The following is a 22,653-nucleotide window of genomic DNA, read 5'->3' as shown; positions in this document are numbered from 1 at the left end:
GTGAGAGTTCCGATGGCGGTCGTGGACAAGATCAGGCTCGAGGATCCCCCGGTCGAGCAGACCCGTCCCCGGCGTACCGCGGGAACGGGCTGGACCGGGCGTTATCGCGGCATGGCCGCCGGGCTGGACTTCCTGAGCATGCTGTCCGCGGGCGTGATCGCGTTCGTGCTGCGGTTCCCCGGCTTCCCCAGCGATCCCACGTTCCCGTACGCGGTGCTGACCGGCTCGCTGCCGGTGTGCTTCGTGGTGACCCTGCTGCTGTGCCGGGCCTACCAGCCGCGGTTCGTCGGGGTCGGGTGGGAGGAGTTCCACCGGGTGCTGCGGGCCGGGTTCGTGCTCACCGCGACGGTGGCGATCGCCGCGTACGCCACCAAGACCGAGGTGGCCCGCGGCTACGTGGTGATGGCGCTGCCGCTGGGCACCTTCCTGGCCCTGGTGGCCCGCTACCGGCTGCGCAAGTGGCTGCACAAGAAGCGCTGGAAGGGCGAGTGCATGCGGCGGGTGGTCGCGGTGGGGCACCGGACCTCGGTGGCCGACCTGATCCGCCTGCTCCGCGAGAAGCGCTACCACGGCATGGACATCGTCGGCGTGTGCCTGCCGCCCGCGCTGGCGTCCGGCGAGGACGCGGTCAGCGAGGTCGAGGGCGTGCCGGTGCTGGGCGACTTCGGCGAGGCCGCGAGCGTGGTGCAGCGCAGCGGGGCCGACTCGGTGGCGGTGCTGGCCTGCCCGGAGATGGACGGGGTGGCGCTGCGCCGGCTGGCCTGGCAGATCGAGCGGGACGACGTGGAGCTCGTCGTGGCGCCCGCGCTGATGGACGTGACCGGCCCGCGGATCTCGATCCGCCCGGTGGCGGGGCTGCCGCTGCTGAACGTGGAGCACCCGGAGCTGGACGGCTCCCGGAAGGTCCTCAAGGGGCTGTTCGACCGGGCGGCGGCGCTGGGCGGCCTGGCGGCGCTGAGCCCGCTGCTGCTGACGGTGGCGTTCCTGATCAAGGTGACCAGCTCGGGCCCGGTGATGTTCCGGCAGACCCGGGTGGGCCGGGACGGCCGCGAGTTCACCGTGCTGAAGTTCCGCACGATGGTGCAGGACGCCGAGGCCCGCAAGCGCGAGCTCAAGGAGTACAACGAGCACCCGGGCGGGGTGCTGTTCAAGATGAAGTCCGACCCCCGGATCACCGCGGTCGGCCGCCGCCTGCGCCGCTACTCGCTGGACGAGCTGCCCCAGCTGTTCAACGTGGTGCGCGGCGAGATGTCGCTGGTGGGGCCGCGGCCGCCGCTGCCGGATGAGGTCGCGCAGTACGGCGGCGACGTGTACCGGCGGCTGGCGGTCAAGCCCGGGATGACGGGGCTGTGGCAGGTGAGCGGCCGCTCCGACCTGACCTGGGAGGAATCGGTCCGGCTCGATCTGCGTTACGTCGACAACTGGACGCTCGCCCTCGACCTGCAGATCATGTGGAAGACCTGGTCGGCCGTTTTCAAGGGCTCCGGGGCGTACTGACGGGACGGCGGCCGGCCGGCGGACCTGGGCGTTCGCCGGTTGTGACCGGCCCCGGCGCGTGGCGGGTTTCCGGTGTGCACGACAATGAGGGCCGGACCGATGTGACGAGCCGGGAAATGTGATGGGGTCGATGACGGAACATCCGGCGGCGGAGGCCGCCCCCGCTGGGGATCATGACCTGGCCGGCGAGCTGGCCGGCACGGCGGGGCGCCTGCTGCTGGGCGTCCGCGCCGAGCTGGGGTTCGCCGACCCCCGGGTGCTGAAGGACACCGGCGACCTGCGCGCGCACGAGTACCTCATGGGGGAGCTGGCCGCGCGCCGTCCCGGCGACGCGATCCTGTCGGAGGAGGGGCGCGCGTCGGTGTCCGGCAAGCGGGCCGCGGGCGACGACCGCTCCCCGACCGGCAACACCGCCGACGAGGTGCGGCTGTCCGCCGACCGGGTGTGGATCATCGATCCGCTGGACGGCACCCGCGAGTTCGCCGAGGAGGGCCGTGCCGACTGGGCCGTCCACGTGGCGCTGTGGGAGAAGGGGCGGCTGGCCGCCGGCGCCGTGGCGCTCCCGGCCCAGGGCCGGACGCTGCGCACCGCGCCCGGAGGGGCCGTGGACGAGCCGGCGGACGGCGGCTCGGCGGCCGGGCTGAGGGTGTCGCCTCCCGAGCCGGGACGGCTGCGGGTCGCGGTGAGCCGCACCCGCCCCCCCAAGCTCCTGGAGCCCCTGACCGAGCGGCTGCGGGAGTCCGGCGTCGAACTGGAGCAGGTCCCGATCGGCTCGGCCGGGGCGAAGATCGCGGCGGTGCTGCTGGGCGAGGTCGACGCGTACGTGCACGCGGGCGGCCAGTACGAGTGGGACTCGGCGGCCCCGGTCGCGGTGGCGCTGGCCGCGGGCGCCCACGTGTCGCGGATCTCGGGCGCCGCACCCGAGTACAACCAGAAGGACCCCCGGCTCCCGGATATCCTGGTGTGTCATCCCGTGTCGGCATCGACGCTGCTGACCGGCATCCGGGACGTGTCATCGTGGGGGGACGACCCCCCGCACCCCCCGAAGTAGGGGGGGACGAAGCGCATTCCGGGCCGATCCCGGGGTACGCCGTCCCCGACCCGCACGGGCCGCGCGCCCGACATCCCCGATATCCCCTGACCCCACCGGCGCCCAGCCAGACGAGCGTGGAGAGAGCCCCAGACCATGCAGCGTTGCGACTACCTGCTGTCCCAGTTGGACGTGCTCGAGGCCGAGTCGATTCAGATCATCCGGGAGGTGGCCGCCGAGTTCGAGCGGCCGGTGTTGCTGTTCTCGGGCGGTAAGGACAGCATCGTCATGCTGCGGCTGGCGCAGAAGGCGTTCGCGCCCGCGCCGGTCCCGTTCCCGGTGATGCACGTGGACACCGGCCACAACTTCCCCGAGGTGATCCGGTTCAGGGACTGGCTGGTGGAGGAGGTCGGGGTGCGGCTGGTGGTGGCCTCCGTCCAGGACTCCATCGACCAGGGCCGGGTGGTGGAGGAGACCGGGCGGCGCGCGTCGCGCAACCGGCTGCAGACCACCACGCTGCTGGACGCGATCGAGGAGCACCGTTTCGACGCGGCGTTCGGCGGGGCGCGGCGCGACGAGGAGAAGGCGCGCGCCAAGGAGCGCGTGGTGTCGTTCCGGGACGAGTTCGGGCAGTGGGACCCCAAGAACCAGCGGCCCGAGCTGTGGAACCTGTTCAACACGCGGATCCGGCAGGGCGAGCACGTGCGCGTGTTCCCCCTGTCGAACTGGACCGAGCTGGACATCTGGGACTACATCCGGCGTGAGGGCCTGGAGCTGCCCCCGATCTACTTCGCGCACACCCGGATGGTGTTCGAGCGCGACGGGATGCTGCTGGCCGACCTGCCGTACGCGAACCGGGGCGACGACGAGCCGCCGTTCGAGGCGCTGGTGCGGTACCGGACGGTGGGGGACGCCTCGTGCACCGGGGCGGTGAAGTCGGCGGCGGCCACGCTGGACGAGGTGATCGGAGAGATCGCGGCGACGCGGGTGACCGAGCGCGGCCAGACCCGCGCCGACGACCGCTCCAGCGAGGCCGCGATGGAGGACCGCAAGAAAGAGGGCTACTTCTAATGTCCGAGGGCAAGACGATGGACATCCTGCGGTTCGCCACCGCCGGGTCGGTCGACGACGGCAAGTCGACGCTGATCGGGCGGTTGCTGTTCGACTCCAAGTCGATCTTCGAGGACCAGCTGGAGTCGGTGGAGCGCACCAGCGCCGACCGGGGCGAGGAGTACACCAACCTGGCGCTGCTGACCGACGGCCTGCGGGCCGAGCGGGAGCAGGGCATCACCATCGACGTGGCCTACCGGTACTTCGCGACGCCGCGCCGCAAGTTCATCATCGCCGACACGCCGGGGCACATCCAGTACACCCGCAACATGGTGACCGGCGCCTCCACCGCCGATCTGGCGATCATCCTGGTGGACGCGCGCAAGGGCATCCTGGAGCAGTCGCGCCGGCACGCGTTCCTGACCACGCTGCTGAAGGTGCCGCACCTGGTGGTGGCGGTGAACAAGATGGACCTGGTCGACTACGACAAGGACGTCTTCGAGCGGATCGTGGACGAGTTCACCGCGTTCGCGGCCAAGCTGGAGGTCTCCGACCTGACCTTCATCCCGCTGTCGGCGCTGCACGGCGACAACGTGGTGGAGCGCAGCGGGAACATGCCCTGGTACCAGGGGTCCTCGCTGCTGCACCACCTGGAGCACGTGCACATCGCCTCGGACCGGAACCTGATCGACGTGCGGTTCCCGGTGCAGTACGTGATCCGGCCGCACGCCTCCACCGACCCCGACCTGCACGACTACCGGGGGTACGCGGGGCAGGTGGCGGGCGGGGTGCTCAAGCCGGGGGACGAGGTGGTGCACCTGCCCTCGGGCCTGTCCACCACGATCACCGCGATCGACGGGCCGAACGGCCCGGTCCAGGAGGCGTTCCAGCCGATGTCGGTCACGCTGCGGCTGGCCGACGACATCGACATCTCCCGGGGCGACATGATCGCCCGTCCGCACAACCGTCCCGAGGTCGCCCAGGACCTGGAGGCGATGGTGTGCTGGATGACGCCGGACCGGCAGCTGACGCCGCGCACCAGGCTGGTGATCAAGCACACCACCCGGACCGCGAAGACGATGGTCAAGGCCCTGCAGTACCGGCTGGACGTCAACACCCTGCACCGGGACGAGTCCGCGACGGGGCTGGGGCTCAACGAGATCGGCCGGATCTCGCTGCGGGTGACCCAGCCGCTGTTCGTCGACGACTACGCCCGCAACCGGCTCACGGGCGGGTTCATCCTCATCGACGAGTCCACCAACAACACCGTCGCCGCCGGAATGATCATCGGCGCCCGCTGACGCGGCGCCGACCGCACGGTGGTCCCCGGCCGCTTCCGGCCCGTCCGGCCGGAAGCGGTCCCGGCGCGTCCGGGGCCGGTCCCGGCCAGGCGCTTTCGTGGTCGTACCGGCCTTGACTGCCGGTAATGTCGATGAGGAGCCGCTTCCCGGCATCCCCCTTCTCCCCGCCAGTTCCTGGAGTGCCGTTGAGCCTGTCCGTTTTCTCCCGTCCGTATCGCAACGGCCGTATCGGAGACACTGCGTGAAGGCGCTCGTGCTGGCGGGCGGGGCCGGGTCGCGGCTGCGTCCCATCACCCACACCTCGGCCAAGCAGCTGGTGCCGGTGGCCAACAAGCCGGTGCTGTTCTACGGCCTGGAGGCGATCCGGGACGCCGGGATCCGCGAGGTCGGCATCGTCGTCGGCGACACCGCCAAGGAGATCCGGCGCGCGGTCGGGGACGGCTCGCGGTTCGGGCTGGAGGTGACCTACCTGCCGCAGGAGGCCCCGCTGGGGCTGGCGCACGCGGTCCTGATCGCCCGCGACTTCCTCGGCGGCGACGACTTCGTCATGTACCTGGGCGACAACTTCATCGTCGGCGGCATCAACGACCTGGTGGCGCGGTTCCGGCGGGAGCGGCCCGCGGCGCAGATCATGCTGACCCGGGTGTCGGACCCGCGCGCGTTCGGCGTCGCCGAGCTGGACGGCTCGGGCCGGGTGATCGGCCTGGAGGAGAAGCCGGAGAAGCCCAAGAGCGATCTGGCGCTGGTCGGGGTCTACCTGTTCGGCCCGGACGTGCACGAGGTGGTCGCCGGGCTCAAGCCGTCCTGGCGGAACGAGCTGGAGATCACCGACGCGGTGCAGGGACTGATCGACTCCGGTCGCCGGGTGGAGTCCACCATGATCTCCGGCTACTGGAAGGACACCGGGAACGTGACCGACATGCTGGAGGTCAACCGGCTCGTCCTGGAAAGCGTCGAACCTTCTGTGGAGGGGAGCGTGGACGGGGCCAGCGAGCTGATCGGCCGGGTCGTGGTGGAGCCGGGCGCGTCGGTGTCGGGCTCCCGGGTCGTCGGGCCGGTGATCGTCGGGGCGGGCTCGGTGGTCCGCGACTCCTATGTCGGCCCGTTCACCTCGATCGACCGGGACTGCTCGGTGATCGACAGCGAGATCGAGTACTCGATCGTGCTGCGCGGCGCCTCCATCGACGGGGTCGGCCGGATCGAGTGCTCGCTGATCGGCCGGGAGGCCGAGGTGACCCCGGCGCCCCGCGTGCCCAAGGCCCACCGTCTCGTTCTGGGGGACCACAGCAAAGTGCAGATCAGCAAATGAGGGTCCTGGTCACCGGCGGTGCCGGTTTCATCGGGTCGCACTACGTGCGGGAGCTGCTGGCGGGCGCGTACCCGGCCTGGCGGGGCGCCGAGGTCACGGTGCTCGACCGGCTGACGTACGCGGGCAACCTGGCCAATCTGGAGCCGGTCGAGGGCGGTTTCGCCTTCGTGCACGGCGACATCTGCAACGACGAGCTGCTCGCGCACGTGGTGCCCGGCCACGAGGTGGTGATCAACTTCGCGGCGGAGTCGCACGTGGACCGGTCGATCGCCAGCGCCGGCGAGTTCGTCCGCACCAACGTGCAGGGCGTGCAGGCGCTGATGCGGGCCTGCCTGGAGGCCGGGACGCCCCGCGTCGTCCAGGTGTCCACCGACGAGGTGTACGGCAGCATCGACGTCGGCTCCTGGGACGAGTCGTCGCCGCTGGCGCCCAACTCGCCCTACGCGGCGGCCAAGGCGGGCGGCGACATGATCGCCCGCTCGTACGCGCGCACGCACGGCCTGCCGGTCAGCATCACCCGCTGCGGCAACAACTACGGGCCGTACCAGTACCCGGAGAAGGTCATCCCGCTGTTCGCGACCAACCTGATGGACGGGCGGCCCGTGCCGCTGTACGGCGACGGCGGCAACATCCGCGACTGGATCCACGTGGCCGACCACTGCCGCGGTATCCAGCTGGTCGCCGAGTCCGGCGAGCCCGGCGGGATCTACCACATCGCCGGGACCGCCGAGCTGACGAACCTGCAGCTCACCGAGCGTCTCCTGGACGCGGTCGGGGCCGGCTGGGACAGGGTGGAGCGGGTGCCCGACCGCAAGGGCCACGACCGCCGCTACTCCCTCAACGACGCCAAGCTGCGCTCGCTCGGCTACGCGCCCTTGATCGGGTTCGAGGAGGGGCTGGCGGAGACGGTCCGCTGGTACGAGGACAACCGCGCCTGGTGGGAGCCGCTCAAGAAGCGGGCCGAGGACGCGCGGTGACCTGGCTGATCACCGGTGCCGGCGGGATGCTCGGCACCGACCTGGCGGCGCGCCTGGGCGGCGACGCGGTGGCCCTGACCCGCGCCGGCCTGGACCTGTGCGACCCGGCGGCGGTGCGCGCCGCGCTGCGCCGCCATCGCCCCGCCACGGTCGTCAACTGCGCCGCCTGGACGGCCGTCGACGCCGCCGAGACCGACGAGGGCGCCGCGCTGGCCGTCAACGGCACGGCGGTGGGGACGCTGGCCGCGGCGTGCGCCGAGGCGGGCGCGACGCTCGTCCAGATCTCCACCGACTACGTCTTCGACGGGCGCGGCGACCGCCCGTACCCCGAGGACGCCCCGACGTCGCCGGTCAACGCCTACGGCCGTACCAAGCTCGCGGGCGAGCGCGCCGCGGCCGGGGCGGGCGGCCCCTGCTTCATCGTGCGGACCGCGTGGTTGTACGGCGCGCACGGCCCGAACTTCGTCCGGACGATGACGCGCCTGGCCGCCGAGCGCGACACGGTGAGCGTCGTCGACGACCAGATCGGCCAGCCCACCTGGACCGGCGACCTGGCCGACCGGATCATCGCGCTGGCCGGTTCCGGCGCCCCGCCCGGCGTCTACCACGGCACGGCCGCGGGCCGGACCACCTGGTACGGCCTGGCCCGCGAGATCTTCACGCTGCTCGGCCTGGACCCGGACCGGGTGCGGCCGGTGACCAGCGCCGAGTTCACGCGTCCGGCGCCGCGTCCCGCCTACAGCGTGCTGGGCCACGACCGCTGGGCCGAGGCCGGCCTGAAGCCGATGCGGGACTGGCGGGACGCCCTGCACGCCGCCTGGCCGTCGCTGCGCCCCTGATCAGCCGGTGGGCAGGACGGCCCCGAGGAACGAGCCGCCGGTGGCGTCGATGTTCTGCCCGGTCACCCAGCGGGCGTCCGGGGCGGCCAGGAACGCCACCACGTCGGCGATGTCGCCGGGCTCGCCGAGCCGGTCGAACGCGGAGTAGCCGGCGGCGGCGGCCCGGGCGGCGGGGTCGGCCAGCCAGGTGTTGATCTCGGTGTCGACGATGCCGGGGGAGACGGTGTTGACGGTGATCCCGCGCGTGCCGAGCTCCTGCGCGAGGGTGTGGGTCAGCACCTCCAGGGCGCCCTTGGTCATCGAGTAGGCGATGGTCGAGGGCGAGGCGATCCGGGTCACCCCGGAGGAGACGTTGATGATCCGGCCGCCGTCGCGGAGCCGTTCCAGGCCCTGCTGGACGATGAAGAACGGCGCCTTGGCGTTGACGGCGAACGCGCGGTCGAAGTCGTCCTCGCCGATCTCGCCTATGCGGCCGTAGAGACCCGTCGCGGCGTTGTTGACGAGGATGTCCAGGCCGCCGGGGGCGTGCTCGTCGAAGGCGGCCCACAGGGCCCGTGCGTCGCCGGGGACGCCCAGCTCGGTGCCGAGGGCGAACGCCCCGCCGCCGCGTTCCTCGATCGCCGCCACGGTCTGCACGGCGGCGTCCCGGTTCGTGCCGTAGTGCACGCCCACGCGGGCGCCGTCGGCCGCCAGCCGCAGCGCGATCGCCCGCCCGATCCCGCGGCTCGCCCCGGTCACCAGTGCCGTCCTGCCCGCCAGCACGCCCATCGGCCGCACCTTTCTTTAGTGTTCGCTATAGAAATCGACCCTAACACATTGACTAGCGAGCGTTATAAAATTCGGGGCATGGCATCGCAAAGGCGCGGCCGCCCCCGGTCCTTCGACCGGGAGGCGGCCCTGGAACAGGCGACCCGGCTCTTCTGGGAGCACGGCTACGACGCGACCTCGGTCGCCGACCTGACCCGCGCCATGGGCATCGGCGCGCCCAGCCTCTACGCCGCGTTCGGCGACAAGAGGGCGCTGTTCGAGCAGGTCGTCACCGCCTACCGCGGCGGACCCGGCGACATCGTGACCCCCGCGCTCGCCGCCGAGCCCACCGCGCGGGCCGCGGTCGAGCGGATCCTGATGACGGCCGCCGCCGAGTACACCAACCCCTCGCGCCCCCGCGGCTGCCTCATCATCAGCGCCGCCACCAACTGCACACCCGCGTCCGCCGAGGTCGAACGGCACCTGCGCGACCTGCGCAACGCCAACGTCCGCGTCCTCGAACGCAGGATCGCCGACGACGTCGACGCGGGCGTCCTCCCCGCCGGCACCGACCCCCGCATGCTCGCCCAGCTCAGCGGGGCCGTCCTCCAGGGCCTGTCACAGCAGGCCCGAGACGGCGCCACCCGGGCCGAACTGGAGGCGGTCGCCGCCGCCGTCATCAGGGTCTGGCCGCCGGAGAACACCCCGGCTCAGGACGAGCGGCGGTAGAAGTCCAGGCACTCGCGGTAGTCCGGCAGCAGGCCCGCCTTCTGCGCCTCCGCCAGCGACGGCGCGGCCGCGTCCTTGGCCGACAGGACGGGCTCGACGCCCTCCGGCCACACGATCCCCAGGTCCGGGTCGAGCGGATGCACCCCGTGCTCGCGCTCGGGCGCGTACGGCGTCGAGCACAGGTAGATGACCATCGTGTCGTCGGACAGCGCCATGAACGCGTGCCCGAGGCCCTCGGCGATGTACAGGCAGCGGCGGTTGCCCGCGTCCAGCCGGACCGCCTCGTGCTGCCCGAACGTCGGTGACCCGACGCGGATGTCGACCACCACGTCCAGGATCGCGCCGCGCACGCACGTGATGTACTTCGCCTGCCCCGGCGGCACGTCCGCGAAGTGGACGCCCCGCAGCGCCCCCGCGCCCGACACCGAGCAGTTCGCCTGCGCCACCCCGAAGGAATGGCCGGTCAGGTCCCGCAGGTCCGGGCGGAACCACTCGTGGAACGAGCCTCGGTCGTCTCCGTGCACGCTGGGTGTGAAGGCGTAGGCGCCTTCGATGGTCAGGGGATCCACGCGCGCTAGCCTACGACCCGATCCGTGGGCTCGGGACCGGCGCCGGCTGGCCGGAACTCGCCGTCCTCATCGGCGGTCGCGCCGCCGCCGAGCGCGTCCGACGGCACCGGATCGCCGCCCTGGCGGCGCAGCACCTCCATCCAGGCGACCAGGAGCAGCAGCCAGATCCCCGAGACGTTGGCGGGCGCCGCCAGATACTCGGTGGTGATGCTGTTCACCAGGAAGAACACCAGGATGCCCAGCAGCAGGCCCGCGTCCGTGCGCAGCGAGCGGTGCCGGGCCATCAGCAACCCGACGAAACCGAGCGTCAGCAGCAGCGAGCAGAACACCACGGCGCCGACCGCGCCGTTGTCGACCATCGCGTTGATGAACGCGTTGTGCCCGCCGCCGAGGCCGATGTCGTCCAGGAACAGGCCCCGGGACGCCCCCAGCCCGTGCCCGAAGATGGGCTCCTGCCGGTACGCCTGCATCGCCAGCGTCCACAGCTCCGTGCGGGAGTTCAGGGAGGCCAGCTTCTCGGCCGTCTCACCGCGCGCCACGAACGCGAGGATCTTGTCGGAGAACGCCAGCGTCGCCACCGTCGCCACGGCGATGCCCAGCACGGCCACGTCCACCCGCCCCTTGGGGCCGCGGGACGTGGCCAGCAGCGCCAGCATGCCCGCCGCGCACCCGGCCGCGGCACCGCGCGTACCGGTGGCGATCAGCGCCCCGGACAGGACGGCCAGCGCCCCGAGGTACACGACCGGATGCCACAGGCGGTGCTGCGGCGTCTCCCGGCGGATCAGGTAGCTGACGGTCAGCAGGATCGCCACCGCCAGATAGACGCCCGCCGTGACCGGGTGCACGAACAGCCAGTTGAAGCGGTCCTCGGTGCGCGAGGTGCGCGGGAACGGATGCGCGACGCCGATCGCCACCGACGCCAGCACCAGCGCGATGAAGGCGTGCGCCAGCCGGTGCAGGTCCCGCGGCTCGGCCCGCGTCGCGAGCGTGTACGCCACGCACATGGTGATGAGCAACTGCACGCCGCGCACGATCCCCAGCGAAATGAACGGCGACCACAGCGCCGACATCGCCCAGTACACGGCGAACGCCCACGCCGCCAGCAGCAGCCCCGTGGTCGGCCGCGTCGGGGGCCGCAGCCCGAACCGGTAGTAGAGGTAGAGCGCGGCGAACCCGTACACGGCGATCTCCACCAGCACGGTGAGGTCGGCGCTGCCGCCCACGGCCTGGTCGACGTCGCGGCTGCGCAGCTTGTAGTCGCTGGCCAGCATCAACGCCAGCGGCAGCACGACGGCCCACCACCCGGCCGACGCCACAGGCGGACGCCATCGCGGAAGGATCGTCAGCCGCGGCAGCATGAAAACCTCTTTTCATTGTGGGGGGCGACCCCCCACGCCCCCCGCCCGTCCCTCCACTCCGCTGGCGCTCCGCTACGGGCCGGACAGTTTTTCGCGGTCGCCGTTGCGGTCGTTGCGGGGCTGGTAAGGGGTGAACCCCTGGAGAGATTAGTCGGTCTTGAGGTGCCAGGCTCCTGTGTGGCGGGTTCCTGAAGGTTTGCCCAGCTTGGTGGCGATTGCGGCGGGGAGGGGGAGGGCGTTGGCGTTGGCGGCCGTGGCGGTCGGGCGGTCCAGGGTGCCGTCCGGGGCGACCGTGTGGTCGGTGTCATAGGCCAGGCCGCGCTGCTCCTGGCCGGTCGCGGCCCGGAACTCGGCGAGGGAGGTGAAGGCGGCCGCCTCGCCCTCGCCACGTGACCACAGGACCAGGCGCTGCGGCGAGCCGGGCGAGGAGCGAACGTACACGTTGCCGTTCGCGGTGATGTCCATCGCCCTGGCCGAGCGCTCGTGCGAGTGGTCCTCGACGCACAGCAGGCACGGTGCGCCGGGGCGGGGGTCGGCCAGGACGTTGTTGCGGAGCGTGATCTGGCCGAGCCGCCACGTCATGCCGGGGTCGGGGAAGGGGCGGCGCGGGTCGCGGCCGGGGGTGCCGGGCTGGTCGGGGCGGCGCAGGTCCTGGACGAGGTGGACGGTGCGGCCGTTTCCGGTCAGCGTGTTGTTCCAGACCGCCACGTCCGAGGTGTCGTTGAGCCGGAGGCCGTCGCCGCCGTTGCCGCGGACCAGGTTGCCCGCGACGACCGCCTTGGCGCTCAGCTCCAGCACGATCCCGTGGCTGGTGTTCTGGACGATCCGGTTGCCGGTCACGGTCGCGTCGTGCACGGACTCGTCCAGCCACACGCCCTTGCCGAGGTTGTCGGCCAGCACGCTGCCGGTGATCGCGACCGTCCGGGACCGGGTGATCTTGATGCCGCCGGAGACCGGGGCCGGCTTGAAGCGTTCGAGGTTGTTGCGGTGGGCGCGGACCAGCTCGATCCGCAGCCGGTCGGCGTGATTGCCGTGGATGCCCAGCATGCCGTTACGGGTCGCGGTGAAGCGCCGGACGGTGGCGCGCGGCCCCACCACGCTGAGCCCGGTGGTGGCCGAGTCGGTGACGGCCACGTTCTCCAGCGTCACGTCCGCGCCGACGACCTTCACGCTGCCGAGCTGGGGGAGCGAGGTGGCGTAGCGGCGCACCCCGATGCCGCGCAGCGCCGAGCCGCCGCCGCGCAGCGTGATGGCCTCGTCCAGGGTGCTGGCGCGCACCTTCCGGCCGCTCGGGTCGGAGCCGAGGTAGAGCCTGCGGGCGGCCTCGTCGACATAGAAGGTGTTCGCCTGGAGCTGGGCACGGGAGGCGACCTGGCGCTGCGCGACGTCGTCGATCCAGACCTGGTCGGGGTGGGCGGCCATCGGGTGCGCGGGGTCGACGAACTGGAAGTCCCGGTCGCGGCTGGCGGGCGCCCCGGCGGTGTAGGTGGGGCTGGAGTCGAACCTGGCCGTCCAGCCGTCCTTCACCCAGGCGCCGCCCTGCGACCGCCACCCCTCGACGGGCTCGCTCCCGTCGAACCAGACGGCCTCGCCGGGGTGCGCCTGGAGGGTGAGCCGCTTGCTCGCCGGGACGGTCACCGACTCGTGGTAGGTCCCCCCGCGCAGCACGATCGTGCTGCCGCTGCTCGACTTGGCGATGGCCCTGGCGACCGTGCGCAGCGGCTGCGCGGCGGTGCCGGGCGCCGCGTCGTCCCCGGACGGGGACACGACCACGGCATCGCCGGGCACCTTGTAAGCGGCGGCGCCCACGGTGACCGCCCCGGCCGGGCCCATCGCACTCGCCGGTGAGGGCTTCCCCTCCCCGTCGCCCCGAGGCAGTTGCCAGGCCACCAGGCTCATGGCGGCGACCGCCGGCAGCGCCAGGCCGGCGGCCAGTGTGCGGCGCGACGTTCGTGACGGCATGCGGTGCTCCCTATCCCCGATGCTGCATGGACCGCTATTGCTTGAGCGAACCCGCGAAGACCGCCGTCTTGTGCTTGTCGCTGAAGGCGACGTTGAGCACGACCGAACCGTACCCCGCGGTGGGCAGGTCGAAGGCGTAGGAGGCCGAACGCTGCCTGCCGGCCGCGACCGTGCCATAGAAGTCGTTGAGATTTGCGTAAGATGTCGGGCTCGCCTGGGCGCGGGTCTTGCCGTACTGGGCCACCACCCGCACCTTGTTGAGGTCGAGCGCCTGCCCGGACCCGTTGGTGAAGCGCAGCGTGAAGATGGTGAGGGTCTTGCCGGTGATCTCGCCCGGCCCCAGCTTCTTGTTCTTCACGTACTTGATGTCGGTGATCGCGACCGACACCTTGTCGTCGTAGGTCACCGGCTTGCGCAGGCCCGTCATGGCGCTGAACGCCTGGGCCCCGGGCGCGCTGGTCGCCTCCGCCTCCGGCTGCTCGCTGGGCGGCGGCGGCTTGGGCCCGGACGCCTTCTTGTCGTCGCCCGAGCAGCCCGTGAGCGCGAGCGCGAACGCCAGCGCGAGCGCCGTTCCGCGGCCCGCCGAACGCGTGAGCGTGGACGGGCGCGATCCCGGATGGGGCATGCGGATATCTCCTCGATCGTGGTGGGGGAGCCGGCGCCTCTGGCAGCGGGAACCGCGCGCGCCGGTAGTGGCCACCAAGTTTAGACAGTGCGTCGGTTAATCTTCGCTTCAACCCGTTGATCGCGTTTTGTTTCACCAGTTGCCTCTTTTTGTCGGGGGAATCGCACGTTGAGAGTTCTCGCCTTCACACGCGCGCCCGTTCGCCGGGCCGCCGCCGCGACCGTCACCGCGCTCTGCACGGCGCTGCTCGGAGTGACGGCGGTACCGGCCGGACCGGCGGCGGCCGACACCGCGCCCCAGCCGGGCACACCGCCGACCGTGAGCGCCGACCCGCTGCCGACCTGGCAGGTGAACGGCGTCGTGTGGAGCATGGCCACGGTCGGGAACACCGTGTACGCGACCGGCAACTTCACCAAGGCGCGCCCGCCGGGCACCGCCGCCGGCAGCGCGCAGGAGGTCGACCGGAAGAACCTCCTGGCCTTCGACGTCACCACCGGCGACCTGGTCACCTCGTTCGACCACGAGCTGAACGGGCAGGGGCTGCGCGTCGTCGCGTCCCCCAGCGGTGACCGGGTGTACGTGGGCGGCGAGTTCACCGAGGTGGACGGGCAGCCGCGCAGCCGGATCGCCGCGTTCGCCACCGCCACCGGCGCGCTCGATCCGAACTTCAAGCCGACGGTGTCCAACAAGGTCCGGGGCATCGCCGCGACCGACTCGACGGTGTACTTCGGCGGGAACTTCTTCAACGTCAACGGCTCGTCCCGCACCCGTCTGGCGGCGGTGCGGGCCTCCGACGGCGCCAACATCAACACGTGGCGGCCGACCGCCGACGACGACGAGGTCTTCGCCATGGCGATGGCGCCCGGCAACGCGCGGGTGCTGGTCGGCGGACGGTTCCAGCAGCTCAACGCCACCGCCAAGGTCGGCATCGGCGCGATCGACGCCTCGTCGGGGGCGCTGGCGCCGTGGAGCAGCCGCCCGATCCCGACCAAGTCGGGCAGCAACTACTCCTACGTCACCGACCTGCACGTCTCCGGCGACACCGTGTTCGCGTCGGCCAACGGCGAGGGGTGGCACTGGTTCGACGGCCGGTTCGCCGCCAAGGCCGAGACCGGCGACCTGGTGTGGCTCGACAACTGCTACGGCGCCAGCTACGGCATCTTCGCCCAAGCGCAGTCGGTCTACAGCGTCTCGCACGCGCACGACTGCTCCTCGCTGGGCGCCTTCCCCGAGACCAGCCCGCAGACCTGGCACCGCGCGCTCGCGGAGACCGCGTACCCGACCGGGACCGACAAGGCGGCCCCGGGGGCGGGCAGCAACTACAACGGCCAGCCCATCCCCAGCCTGCTGCAGTGGTTCCCGACCCTGGCCATGGGCACGTTCACCGGGCAGAACCAGGCCGCCTGGGCCGTCACCGGCAACGCCGACTACATCGCCATGGGCGGAGAGTTCCCCCGGGTCAACGGCGTCAACCAGCAGGGCCTGGTGCGGTTCGCCGTCAAGGACAAGGCGCCCAACCAGGTGGGTCCGGAGCAGGGCGACCTGGGCACGCCCACGGCACAGGCGGTGCCCGGGGGCAAGGTCCGTGTCCGGCTGACGACGACCTGGGACCAGGACAACGAGCACCTCACCTACGAGCTGCTCCGCGACGGCACGGGCGAGCCCGTCGGGACCGCGCAGAAGGCGTCCACGTTCTGGCGGCAGCCGACGGTCGCGCTGTTCGACACCACGGCGCAGCCCGGCAGCTCGCACACCTACAAGGTGCGGGTGAAGGACGCCTTCGGCAACGCCGTGACCAGCGCCTCGTCCAACGCGGCCTCGCCCGGCGCCGGGACGTCCGGGCCGTACAGCGGGGTCGTCACCGGGGACGGCGCCGACGCGTACTGGCGCCTCGGTGAGAGCAGCGGCGTCGCGTACGACAACGCCGGCGCCAACGACCTCACCCTCGCCTCGGGCGTCACCCGCGGGCAGGCCGGCGCCATCAGCGGCGACGCCGACAAGGCGGTGCGGTTCAGCGGCACCTCCAGCGGCACCTCCAGCAGCGGCGCCGCGCCCACCCCGGGGAACCTCAGCGTCGAGGCGTGGGTGAAGACGACCAGCACCACCGGCGGCAAGATCATCGGGTACGGCAACCGCAACAGCGGCAACAGCAACACCTACGACCGCCACCTCTACCTGACCAACGACGGCCGGGTCGTCTTCGGCGTCTACCCGGGCTCGGCCAAGACGATCCGGAGCGGCACCGGCCTCAACGACGGGCAGTGGCACCACGTCGTCGGCACCCTCGACTCCGGCGCGGGCCTGAAGCTGTACGTGGACGGCCAGCAGGTCGCGGCCGACGCGAGCGCCACGAGCGCCAGCGGCCACACCGGCTACTGGCGCGTCGGCGGCGACGCCATCGGCGGCTGGCCGGACAAGCCGACCAGCGACTACCTCAACGGCACCCTGGACGAGGTCGCGGTCTACCCGCGCGCCCTCAGCGCCGCCGAGGTCACCGAGCACCACGGCGTGGGAACGGGCACGACCGCCCCCAACCAGCCGCCCACGGCCGCGTTCACCTCCGCGTGCGACCAGCTGGCGTGCACGTTCGACGCGTCCGGGTCGTCCGACGCCGACGGGACGGTCGCGGGCCACGCCTGGGACTTCGGCGACGGCTCGACCGGCACCGGCGCCACCCCCTCGCACACCTACGCCGCCGCCGGCGAGTACACGGTGAAGCTGACCGTCACCGACGACGACGGCGCGACCGGCCAGGTCACCCATGCCGTCACGGTCGCCTCGCAGACCCTCGCGTCCGACGCGTTCGGCCGCACCGTGGCGTCCGGGTTCGGCACGGCCGACACCGGAGGCGCCTGGACCGGCCTCGGCAACGCCGGCGCCCTGTCGGTCTCCGGCGGCGCGGGCCGCGTCCAGCTGCCCGCCACCACCAACAGCGGCGGCGGGTACCTCAACGACGTCAGCACCACCGGCAGCGACGTGACCGTCAAGGTGGCCGGCGACAAGGAGGGCACCGGCAACGGCGTCTACTTCTGGACGCTCGGCCGGCGCGTCAGCGGCGCGGGGGAGTACCGGGCCAGGATCCGGTTCCGGCCCTCGGGCGTGGTCTCGCTCCAGCTCAGCCGCACCGACGCCGCCCAGGTCGAGACGGCCGTCGTCGCCGAGCAGACCGTCGCCGGGCTCACCTACGCGCCCGGCCAGGCGCTGCGGCTGCGCATGCAGGTCACCGGCACCTCGCCCACCACCCTGAAGGCCAAGGTGTGGGCCGACGGCGCCGCCGAACCCGACTGGCAGCTCACCGGCACCGACGACACCGCGGGCCTGCAGGCCGCGGGCAGCGTCGGCCTGCGCACCTACCTGGCGGGCAATGCCACCAACGCGCCCTTCGTGATCTCGGTCGACGATTTCCTGGCGACCCGAACCGGCGATTGACGACGCGCGAAGGCGCCCCGGGGTTGTCATCCCCGGGGCGCTTTCTTTTCACCTGCGGGAAAGAGCATGCTGACCTAGAACGACACCGCCGGACGTTTCCGGAACCGGTCACGATTTCATAAGGTGCCAGCGGGCGGTATGGGTCGAGGCATTAGTATCTCCGGGCCAGTGTGGCCGTTGTGGTCACAGGAGGCTTATGAGCAGGGGAACCGATTCGTGAGAGCTCTAGTGCTTCCGCGCCGGACCGGACGGAACGGCCTGCTGGCCGTGACCGCGTCCGCCGCACTCATCGGCGCGTCCGTCGTGCCCGCCGGCGCCGACACCGCGCCTCCGCAGGGGACGCCGCCCACCGTCAGCGCCGACGCGCTGCCGACGTGGCAGGTCAACGGTGTCGTGTGGAGCATGACCACGGTGGGCAACACCGTGTACGCGACCGGGAACTTCACCAAGGCGCGCCCGCCGGGCACCGCGGCCGGCAACGCCAAGGAGGTCACCCGGAACAACATCCTGGCCTTCGACATCAGGACCGGGAACCTCATCACCACCTTCAACCACTCGCTGAACGGCCAGGGCCTGCGCATCGTGCGCTCGCCCGACGGCAAGCGGGTGTACGTCGGCGGCGAGTTCACCCAGGTCGACGGGCAGCCCCGCAGCCGCATCGCCGCGTTCGACACCGCCACCGGCAAGCTCGTCGCCGGGTTCGCTCCCAAGGTGTCCAACAAGGTCCGCGCCATCGCCGCCACCAACAACTGGGTCTTCATCGGCGGCAACTTCTTCAACGTCAACGGCAAGTCCCGCACCCGCCTGGCCTCCGTCCGCGCGACCGACGGCGCGCTCAGCGAGTGGCGGCCCACCGCCGACGACGACGAGGTCATGGCGATGGCCATCAGCGGCTCCCGGGTCCTGGTCGGCGGCAAGTTCCAGAAGCTGAACGGCACCGCCAAGGTCGGCATCGGCGCCGTCAACGGCTCCACCGGCGCGCTGGCCCCCTGGAGCAGCCGCCCGATCCCCACCCGCCAGGGCGACAAGTTCTCCTACGTGACCGACCTGACCGTGTCCGGCGAGAACGTGTACGGCACCGCCAACGGCGAGGGCTTCCACTGGTTCGACGGCCGCTTCGCCGCCAAGGCCGAGACCGGCGAGCTCGTCTGGCTCGACAACTGCTACGGCGCCAGCTACGGCATCTTCGCCCAGGGCCAGTCCATCTACAGCGTCTCGCACGCCCACGACTGCTCCTCGCTGGGCGCCTTCCCCGAGACCACCCCGCAGACCTGGCACCGGGCCCTCGCCGAGACCAGCTACGCCACCGGCAAGGACAAGGCCGCCCCCGGCTCCAACAGCAACTACCGCAACCAGCCGATCCCGTCGCTGCTGCAGTGGTACCCGACCCTGGCCATGGGCTCGTTCACCAAGCAGTACCAGGCCGCCTGGGCCGTCACCGGCACCTCGCAGTACATCGCGATGGGCGGCGAGTTCCCCCGCGTCAACGGCGTCAACCAGCAGGGCCTCGTCCGGTTCGGCGTGAAGGACGTCGCGCCGAACAAGTCCGGCCCGATCAAGGCCGACCTCGGCACCCCCAAGGCCACCAGGAACGCCGTCACCAAGCAGACGACCATCTCCTGGAAGACCACCTGGGACATGGACAACAAGAACCTGACCTACGAGATCCTCCGGGACAACGGCACCACCCCGATCGGCACGGTCAAGCGCGACTCCAACTTCTGGACCATGCCGAACGCCACCTTCACCGACACCACCGCCCCCGCGGGCAAGCACACCTACCGCATCCGCGTGAAGGACCCCTTCGGCGTGACGATCACCAGCGCCGCCTCCAACTCCGTGTGATGCCGAACGACGCGAGGGCCCCGGTGATCTCGATCACCGGGGCCCTCCCCGTTCCCGTCCAGTTGTGGTCAGGTCTTCCGGCGGATGGTCTTCCGGGTGAGCCTGCGGGCCTTCAGGTCCTCGCAGAGGCGTTCGTAGGCGGTGGCGACGTCGTCCCACACGTAGCGTTCGGCGGCCCGCTTGCGGGCGGCGGTGCCGCGGTCGGCGGCGGCGCCCGGGTCGGCCTCGGCCACCTCGACCTGGTACGCCAGCGACTCGGCGTCGCCGAAGAAGCGGCCCGCCTCCTCGCCCAGGACCTCGCGGTTGAAGTTGACGTCGTAGGCGACGACCGAGGCCCCGGCGCCCATGGCGCGCAGCAGGGAGGGGTTGGTGCCGCCGACCGAGTGGCCGTGCAGGTAGGTCAGCGCGCCCGCGTAGAGGGCGTCCAGGAGGTCCTGGTCCCACACGCCGCCCAGGAAGCGGATGCGCGGGTCGTCGCCCGCCAGCTCCTGCACCTGCTTGGTGTACTCGTCGGCGTACGGCGCCGAGCCCACCACGACCAGGGGGCGGGTCGCCTCGCTGCGCCGGTAGCCCTCGACGGCCAGGTGGACGTGGTTCTCCGGCTCGAACCGGGCCACCACCAGGTGGTACTCGCCGGGCTTGTAGCCGGCCTCGGCGAGCTTGGCGGTGTCGGTCTCGGCCAGGATCGGGGCGCCGTAGGCGATGAAGACCGAGTCGGCGCCGAACCGCTCGGTGTAGTAGTCCTGGATGCCGCGGGCGTCGGCGATCAGGGCGTCCGACCAGCGCACCGCCAGGCTCTCGGCGCTGCGGTAGTAGCGGCGGCCCGTCCCGCTCCACTTGGTGCGCTTCCACTCCAGGCCGTCGACGTGCGTGGCCACCGGGATGCGCATGGCCCGCAGCACCGGCAGCAGCGGCGCGTTCGCGGCGTTGAACACCAGCGCCACGTCCGGGCCGCGGCGGGTGACGCGCCGCCAGGCGGCGTGCGTCACCGACAGACCTGTGTGGCTCAGGGTCTCGGCCACCTTGCTCCGGACCGCGGGCAGGTGCACCAGCCGCATCCCCAGATACTCCCGCTCGGGATGCCGTTCCCCGCGGCAGTACACCGTGACCTCGTGCCCGGCCTCCACGAGCCGCCTGCCGATCTCGTCGATCGCGGTCTCGAAGCCGCCGTAGCGCGCGGGCACTCCCCGGGTCCCAATCATGGCGATGCGCACCGTGACCCTCCGCCTCCTCTTCGCATACCATTCCGTATTTTTTCGTCGCCGCCGCTAACCGAAGCCGGTGTCAGACGTCTTGACGGTAAAGCAGAGTTAATCTGAGCATGGCGCGAAACTGGTATCCAGGGGGCCTGGATCGCCAGAAGGAGGGGGAAGTTGGGCGACCGAGACCCGAGGCCGGTGGTGGTGCTCGCGCACCCTTCGCCCGACCTCTACGGCTCCGACAGGATGCTGGTGGAGTCGGTCCGGGCGCTGGTGCCGGCCCGCAGGGTGGTGGTGACACTGCCGGACGACGGCCCGCTCTCGCAGGCGCTGCGGGACGCGGGGGCCGAGATCGAGATTCTTCCGGTGCCGGTGCTGCGGAAGGCGTACATGTCGCCGTTCGGCCTGGTGCGGCTGGCGGCGGCGGCGCTGCGGGCCCTGCCGGCCATGCGGCGGCTGCTGCGCCGCACCGGGGCCGAGGCGCTGTACGTGAACACCGTCACGATTCCGGTGTGGCTGATCGCGGGCAGGCTCGCCCGCGTCCCTGCGCTGTGCCACGTGCACGAGGCCGAGGACGGCGTGCCCGGGCCGGTGCGGGCGGCGCTGAGCGCGCCGCTGCGGCTGGCCCGCACCGTCGTGGTCAACAGCAGGGCCAGCGCCGCGGCGCTGGGCCGGGCCGGGCGGCGCGGGCAGATCGTCTACAACGGGGTCGACGAGCCGCCCGCGGTCACCGAGCCGCGCTCGGAGCTGACCGGGCCGGTGCGGATCGCGCTGGTCGGGCGGCTGTCGCCGCGCAAGGGCTCCGACGTCGCCGTGAAGGCGGCCGGGCTGCTGCGCGAGCGCGGGTACGATGCGACGCTGACGCTCGTCGGCAGCGTCTTCCCGGGCTACGAGTGGTTCGAGGAGGAGCTGCGGGAGCTCGCCGGCGACGCCCTGCGGGACGGCGGCGTGGTGCTGGCCGGGTTCCGGTCCTCGGTGTGGGACTCCTTCGCCGAGGCGGACGTGGCGATCGTGCCCTCCCGGGTCGAACCGTTCGGTAACGTCGCGGTCGAGGCGATGCTGGCCGGCCGGCCGGTGGTCGCCGCGGCCACGCAGGGACTGACCGAGATCGTCGCCGACGGCGAGAACGGCGTGCTGGTCACCCCCGACGACCCGGCCGCGCTGGCCGACGGCCTGGCCCGTCTGCTGGACGACTGGGACGGCGCCCTGGCGATGGCCGAGCGCGCCCGCGAGGACGCCGCCCGGCGGTTCGGAAAGGACCGTTACCATCGGGAGCTGCGGGAGGCCGTCCGCGCGCTCACCGACCCCGATGCCGCCCCCGTGAGGACTTCGAGCACCCGATGACAGCACAGACCCCCGCCACGCCGGAGATCAGCCTCGTCGAGGCCGTCTGGCGCTTCCGGCTGATGTCGCTCCTCATCGTCCTGGTGGCCGTCGTGGCCTCGGCCGGGGCCACCCAGATGATGTTCAGCAGCGTGCAGGCCACCGCCAGGTTCGCGGTCACCGACCCGACCAACAACAACAACGTGCTGCGCATGGGCGTGGTGTCGGGGCAGGGCTACGCCACCTACACCGCGCAGCGGGCCGCGTTCGCCGGGTCGACGCCGGTGCTGGCCCGCGCCGCCGCGATCGTCAAGGAGAAGGGCGGCCCGGCGATGTCGGGGGAGGCGCTGCGCGGCCGCGTGCAGACCTCCAGCAAGCCCGACGGCGGCGTGGTGATCGTGACGGCCACCGGCGGCGACATGCGGGAGGCGGCGATGGCCGCCAACGCGGTGGTGCAGGCGTACCAGGAGGTGACGGTCAGCACCAACACCGAGCGCCTGGACAAGCAGCTGGCCAACCTGCAGGCCGCGATGAAGAAGATCACCGACCAGATGGAGCTGACCACGGCCGGCAGCCGCGCCTACCGGTTGATGACCACCAACCTGGCCAAGCTCCAGTCGCAGGAGAGCGGCGTGCTGTCGGCGCGCGCCAACGCCAACGACGGCGTGCAGTTCGTCGACACCGCCGACCCGGCCGCCGCCTCGCCCAACCAACTGCCGCGCAACGCCGCCATCGGCGCCGCGATCGGGGTGATCCTGGCGTGCGTGGTGTCGTTCCTGCGGGCCGCCGGGCCGGGCCGGCGCCGGTTCGCCCCGCCGCCCGCGCCCGCCGCTCCCGTCGGGCCGCCGGGCGGCGGTGGCGGCG

Annotated in this window: 18 protein-coding genes; 12 read left to right on the top strand and 6 right to left on the bottom strand. The window is 72.1% G+C overall.

Going from position 1 to position 22,653, the window contains the following annotated elements; genetic code table 11:
• Positions 1 to 12: 12 nt before the first annotated feature.
• The 7 genes from ACFPZN_RS00090 to rfbD all read left to right on the top strand — a co-directional run bounded on the left by ACFPZN_RS00090 (position 13) and on the right by rfbD (position 8,003).
• Positions 13 to 1,497 (top strand): sugar transferase, encoded by a 1,485-nt coding sequence (locus ACFPZN_RS00090; protein ID WP_378278781.1) that lies wholly within the window; start codon positions 13 to 15, stop codon positions 1,495 to 1,497.
• Between the two features lie 130 nt (positions 1,498 to 1,627).
• Complete coding sequence (locus ACFPZN_RS00085) at positions 1,628 to 2,548, top strand: 3'(2'),5'-bisphosphate nucleotidase CysQ (protein WP_378278779.1); 921 nt, start codon at positions 1,628 to 1,630, stop codon at positions 2,546 to 2,548.
• Positions 2,549 to 2,683: 135 nt separating this feature from the next.
• On the top strand, positions 2,684 to 3,598 hold the full coding sequence (gene cysD / locus ACFPZN_RS00080; RefSeq protein ID WP_378278777.1) for a sulfate adenylyltransferase subunit CysD: 915 nt from the start codon (positions 2,684 to 2,686) through the stop codon (positions 3,596 to 3,598).
• 17 nt (positions 3,599 to 3,615) lie between these two features.
• Positions 3,616 to 4,878, top strand: coding sequence for a sulfate adenylyltransferase subunit 1 (locus ACFPZN_RS00075; RefSeq protein ID WP_378279224.1), 1,263 nt, complete (start codon positions 3,616 to 3,618; stop codon positions 4,876 to 4,878).
• Between the two features lie 241 nt (positions 4,879 to 5,119).
• A complete protein-coding gene (locus tag ACFPZN_RS00070; protein ID WP_378278775.1) occupies positions 5,120 to 6,187 on the top strand; it encodes a glucose-1-phosphate thymidylyltransferase in 1,068 nt (355 codons plus the stop codon).
• Positions 6,184 to 7,164: a dTDP-glucose 4,6-dehydratase gene (gene rfbB / locus ACFPZN_RS00065; protein WP_378278773.1), complete on the top strand. Its 981-nt coding sequence runs from the start codon at positions 6,184 to 6,186 to the stop codon at positions 7,162 to 7,164. Before ACFPZN_RS00070 ends, rfbB begins: the two co-directional genes overlap by 4 nt.
• A complete protein-coding gene (rfbD, locus tag ACFPZN_RS00060) occupies positions 7,161 to 8,003 on the top strand; it encodes a dTDP-4-dehydrorhamnose reductase (RefSeq protein WP_378278771.1) in 843 nt (280 codons plus the stop codon). The genes rfbB and rfbD overlap by 4 nt, the downstream gene beginning before the upstream one ends.
• Here rfbD and ACFPZN_RS00055 read toward each other — a convergent pair whose 3' ends face one another.
• Complete coding sequence (locus ACFPZN_RS00055) at positions 8,004 to 8,771, bottom strand: SDR family oxidoreductase (RefSeq protein ID WP_378278769.1); 768 nt, start codon at positions 8,769 to 8,771, stop codon at positions 8,004 to 8,006.
• Positions 8,772 to 8,849: 78 nt separating this feature from the next.
• On the opposite strand from ACFPZN_RS00055, the gene ACFPZN_RS00050 reads away from it, so the two are divergent.
• A complete protein-coding gene (locus tag ACFPZN_RS00050; RefSeq protein ID WP_378278767.1) occupies positions 8,850 to 9,479 on the top strand; it encodes a TetR/AcrR family transcriptional regulator in 630 nt (209 codons plus the stop codon).
• On the opposite strand, the gene ACFPZN_RS00045 is transcribed toward ACFPZN_RS00050, so the two are convergent.
• The 4 genes from ACFPZN_RS00045 to ACFPZN_RS00030 all read right to left on the bottom strand — a co-directional run bounded on the left by ACFPZN_RS00045 (position 9,461) and on the right by ACFPZN_RS00030 (position 13,993).
• Entirely contained in the window at positions 9,461 to 10,048 is a 588-nt protein-coding gene (locus ACFPZN_RS00045) for a dTDP-4-dehydrorhamnose 3,5-epimerase family protein (protein WP_378278765.1), read from the bottom strand. The genes ACFPZN_RS00050 and ACFPZN_RS00045 overlap by 19 nt on opposite strands.
• Before the next feature lie 5 nt (positions 10,049 to 10,053).
• Entirely contained in the window at positions 10,054 to 11,406 is a 1,353-nt protein-coding gene (locus ACFPZN_RS00040; protein ID WP_378278764.1) for an O-antigen ligase family protein, read from the bottom strand.
• Between the two features lie 147 nt (positions 11,407 to 11,553).
• The gene (locus ACFPZN_RS00035; RefSeq protein ID WP_378278762.1) at positions 11,554 to 13,368 is read right to left on the bottom strand and encodes a right-handed parallel beta-helix repeat-containing protein; all 1,815 of its coding nucleotides are present in this window, start codon (positions 13,366 to 13,368) and stop codon (positions 11,554 to 11,556) included.
• Positions 13,369 to 13,402: 34 nt separating this feature from the next.
• Entirely contained in the window at positions 13,403 to 13,993 is a 591-nt protein-coding gene (locus tag ACFPZN_RS00030; RefSeq protein WP_378278760.1) for a hypothetical protein, read from the bottom strand.
• A 168-nt stretch (positions 13,994 to 14,161) separates the two neighbouring features.
• On the opposite strand from ACFPZN_RS00030, the gene ACFPZN_RS00025 reads away from it, so the two are divergent.
• A complete protein-coding gene (locus ACFPZN_RS00025; protein WP_378278758.1) occupies positions 14,162 to 17,422 on the top strand; it encodes a LamG-like jellyroll fold domain-containing protein in 3,261 nt (1,086 codons plus the stop codon).
• A gap of 216 nt (positions 17,423 to 17,638) precedes the next feature.
• Positions 17,639 to 19,267, top strand: a complete 1,629-nt coding sequence (locus ACFPZN_RS00020; protein ID WP_378278756.1) for a PQQ-binding-like beta-propeller repeat protein — start codon at positions 17,639 to 17,641, stop codon at positions 19,265 to 19,267.
• Positions 19,268 to 19,335: 68 nt separating this feature from the next.
• Here the strand turns inward: ACFPZN_RS00020 and ACFPZN_RS00015 are convergent, their stop codons facing one another.
• A complete protein-coding gene (locus tag ACFPZN_RS00015; protein ID WP_378278754.1) occupies positions 19,336 to 20,469 on the bottom strand; it encodes a DUF1972 domain-containing protein in 1,134 nt (377 codons plus the stop codon).
• A 171-nt stretch (positions 20,470 to 20,640) separates the two neighbouring features.
• On the opposite strand from ACFPZN_RS00015, the gene ACFPZN_RS00010 reads away from it, so the two are divergent.
• Positions 20,641 to 21,810: a glycosyltransferase family 4 protein gene (locus ACFPZN_RS00010; RefSeq protein WP_378278752.1), complete on the top strand. Its 1,170-nt coding sequence runs from the start codon at positions 20,641 to 20,643 to the stop codon at positions 21,808 to 21,810.
• On the top strand, positions 21,807 to 22,653 hold an 847-nt coding region (locus ACFPZN_RS00005), incomplete at its 3' end, for a GumC domain-containing protein (RefSeq protein ID WP_378278750.1). The genes ACFPZN_RS00010 and ACFPZN_RS00005, both read left to right, overlap by 4 nt.

It is taken from the genome of Actinomadura rugatobispora (assembly GCF_042656285.1).
Classification (GTDB): domain Bacteria; phylum Actinomycetota; class Actinomycetes; order Streptosporangiales; family Streptosporangiaceae; genus Spirillospora; species Spirillospora rugatobispora.
This window is presented reverse-complemented; position numbering and strand designations above follow the sequence as displayed.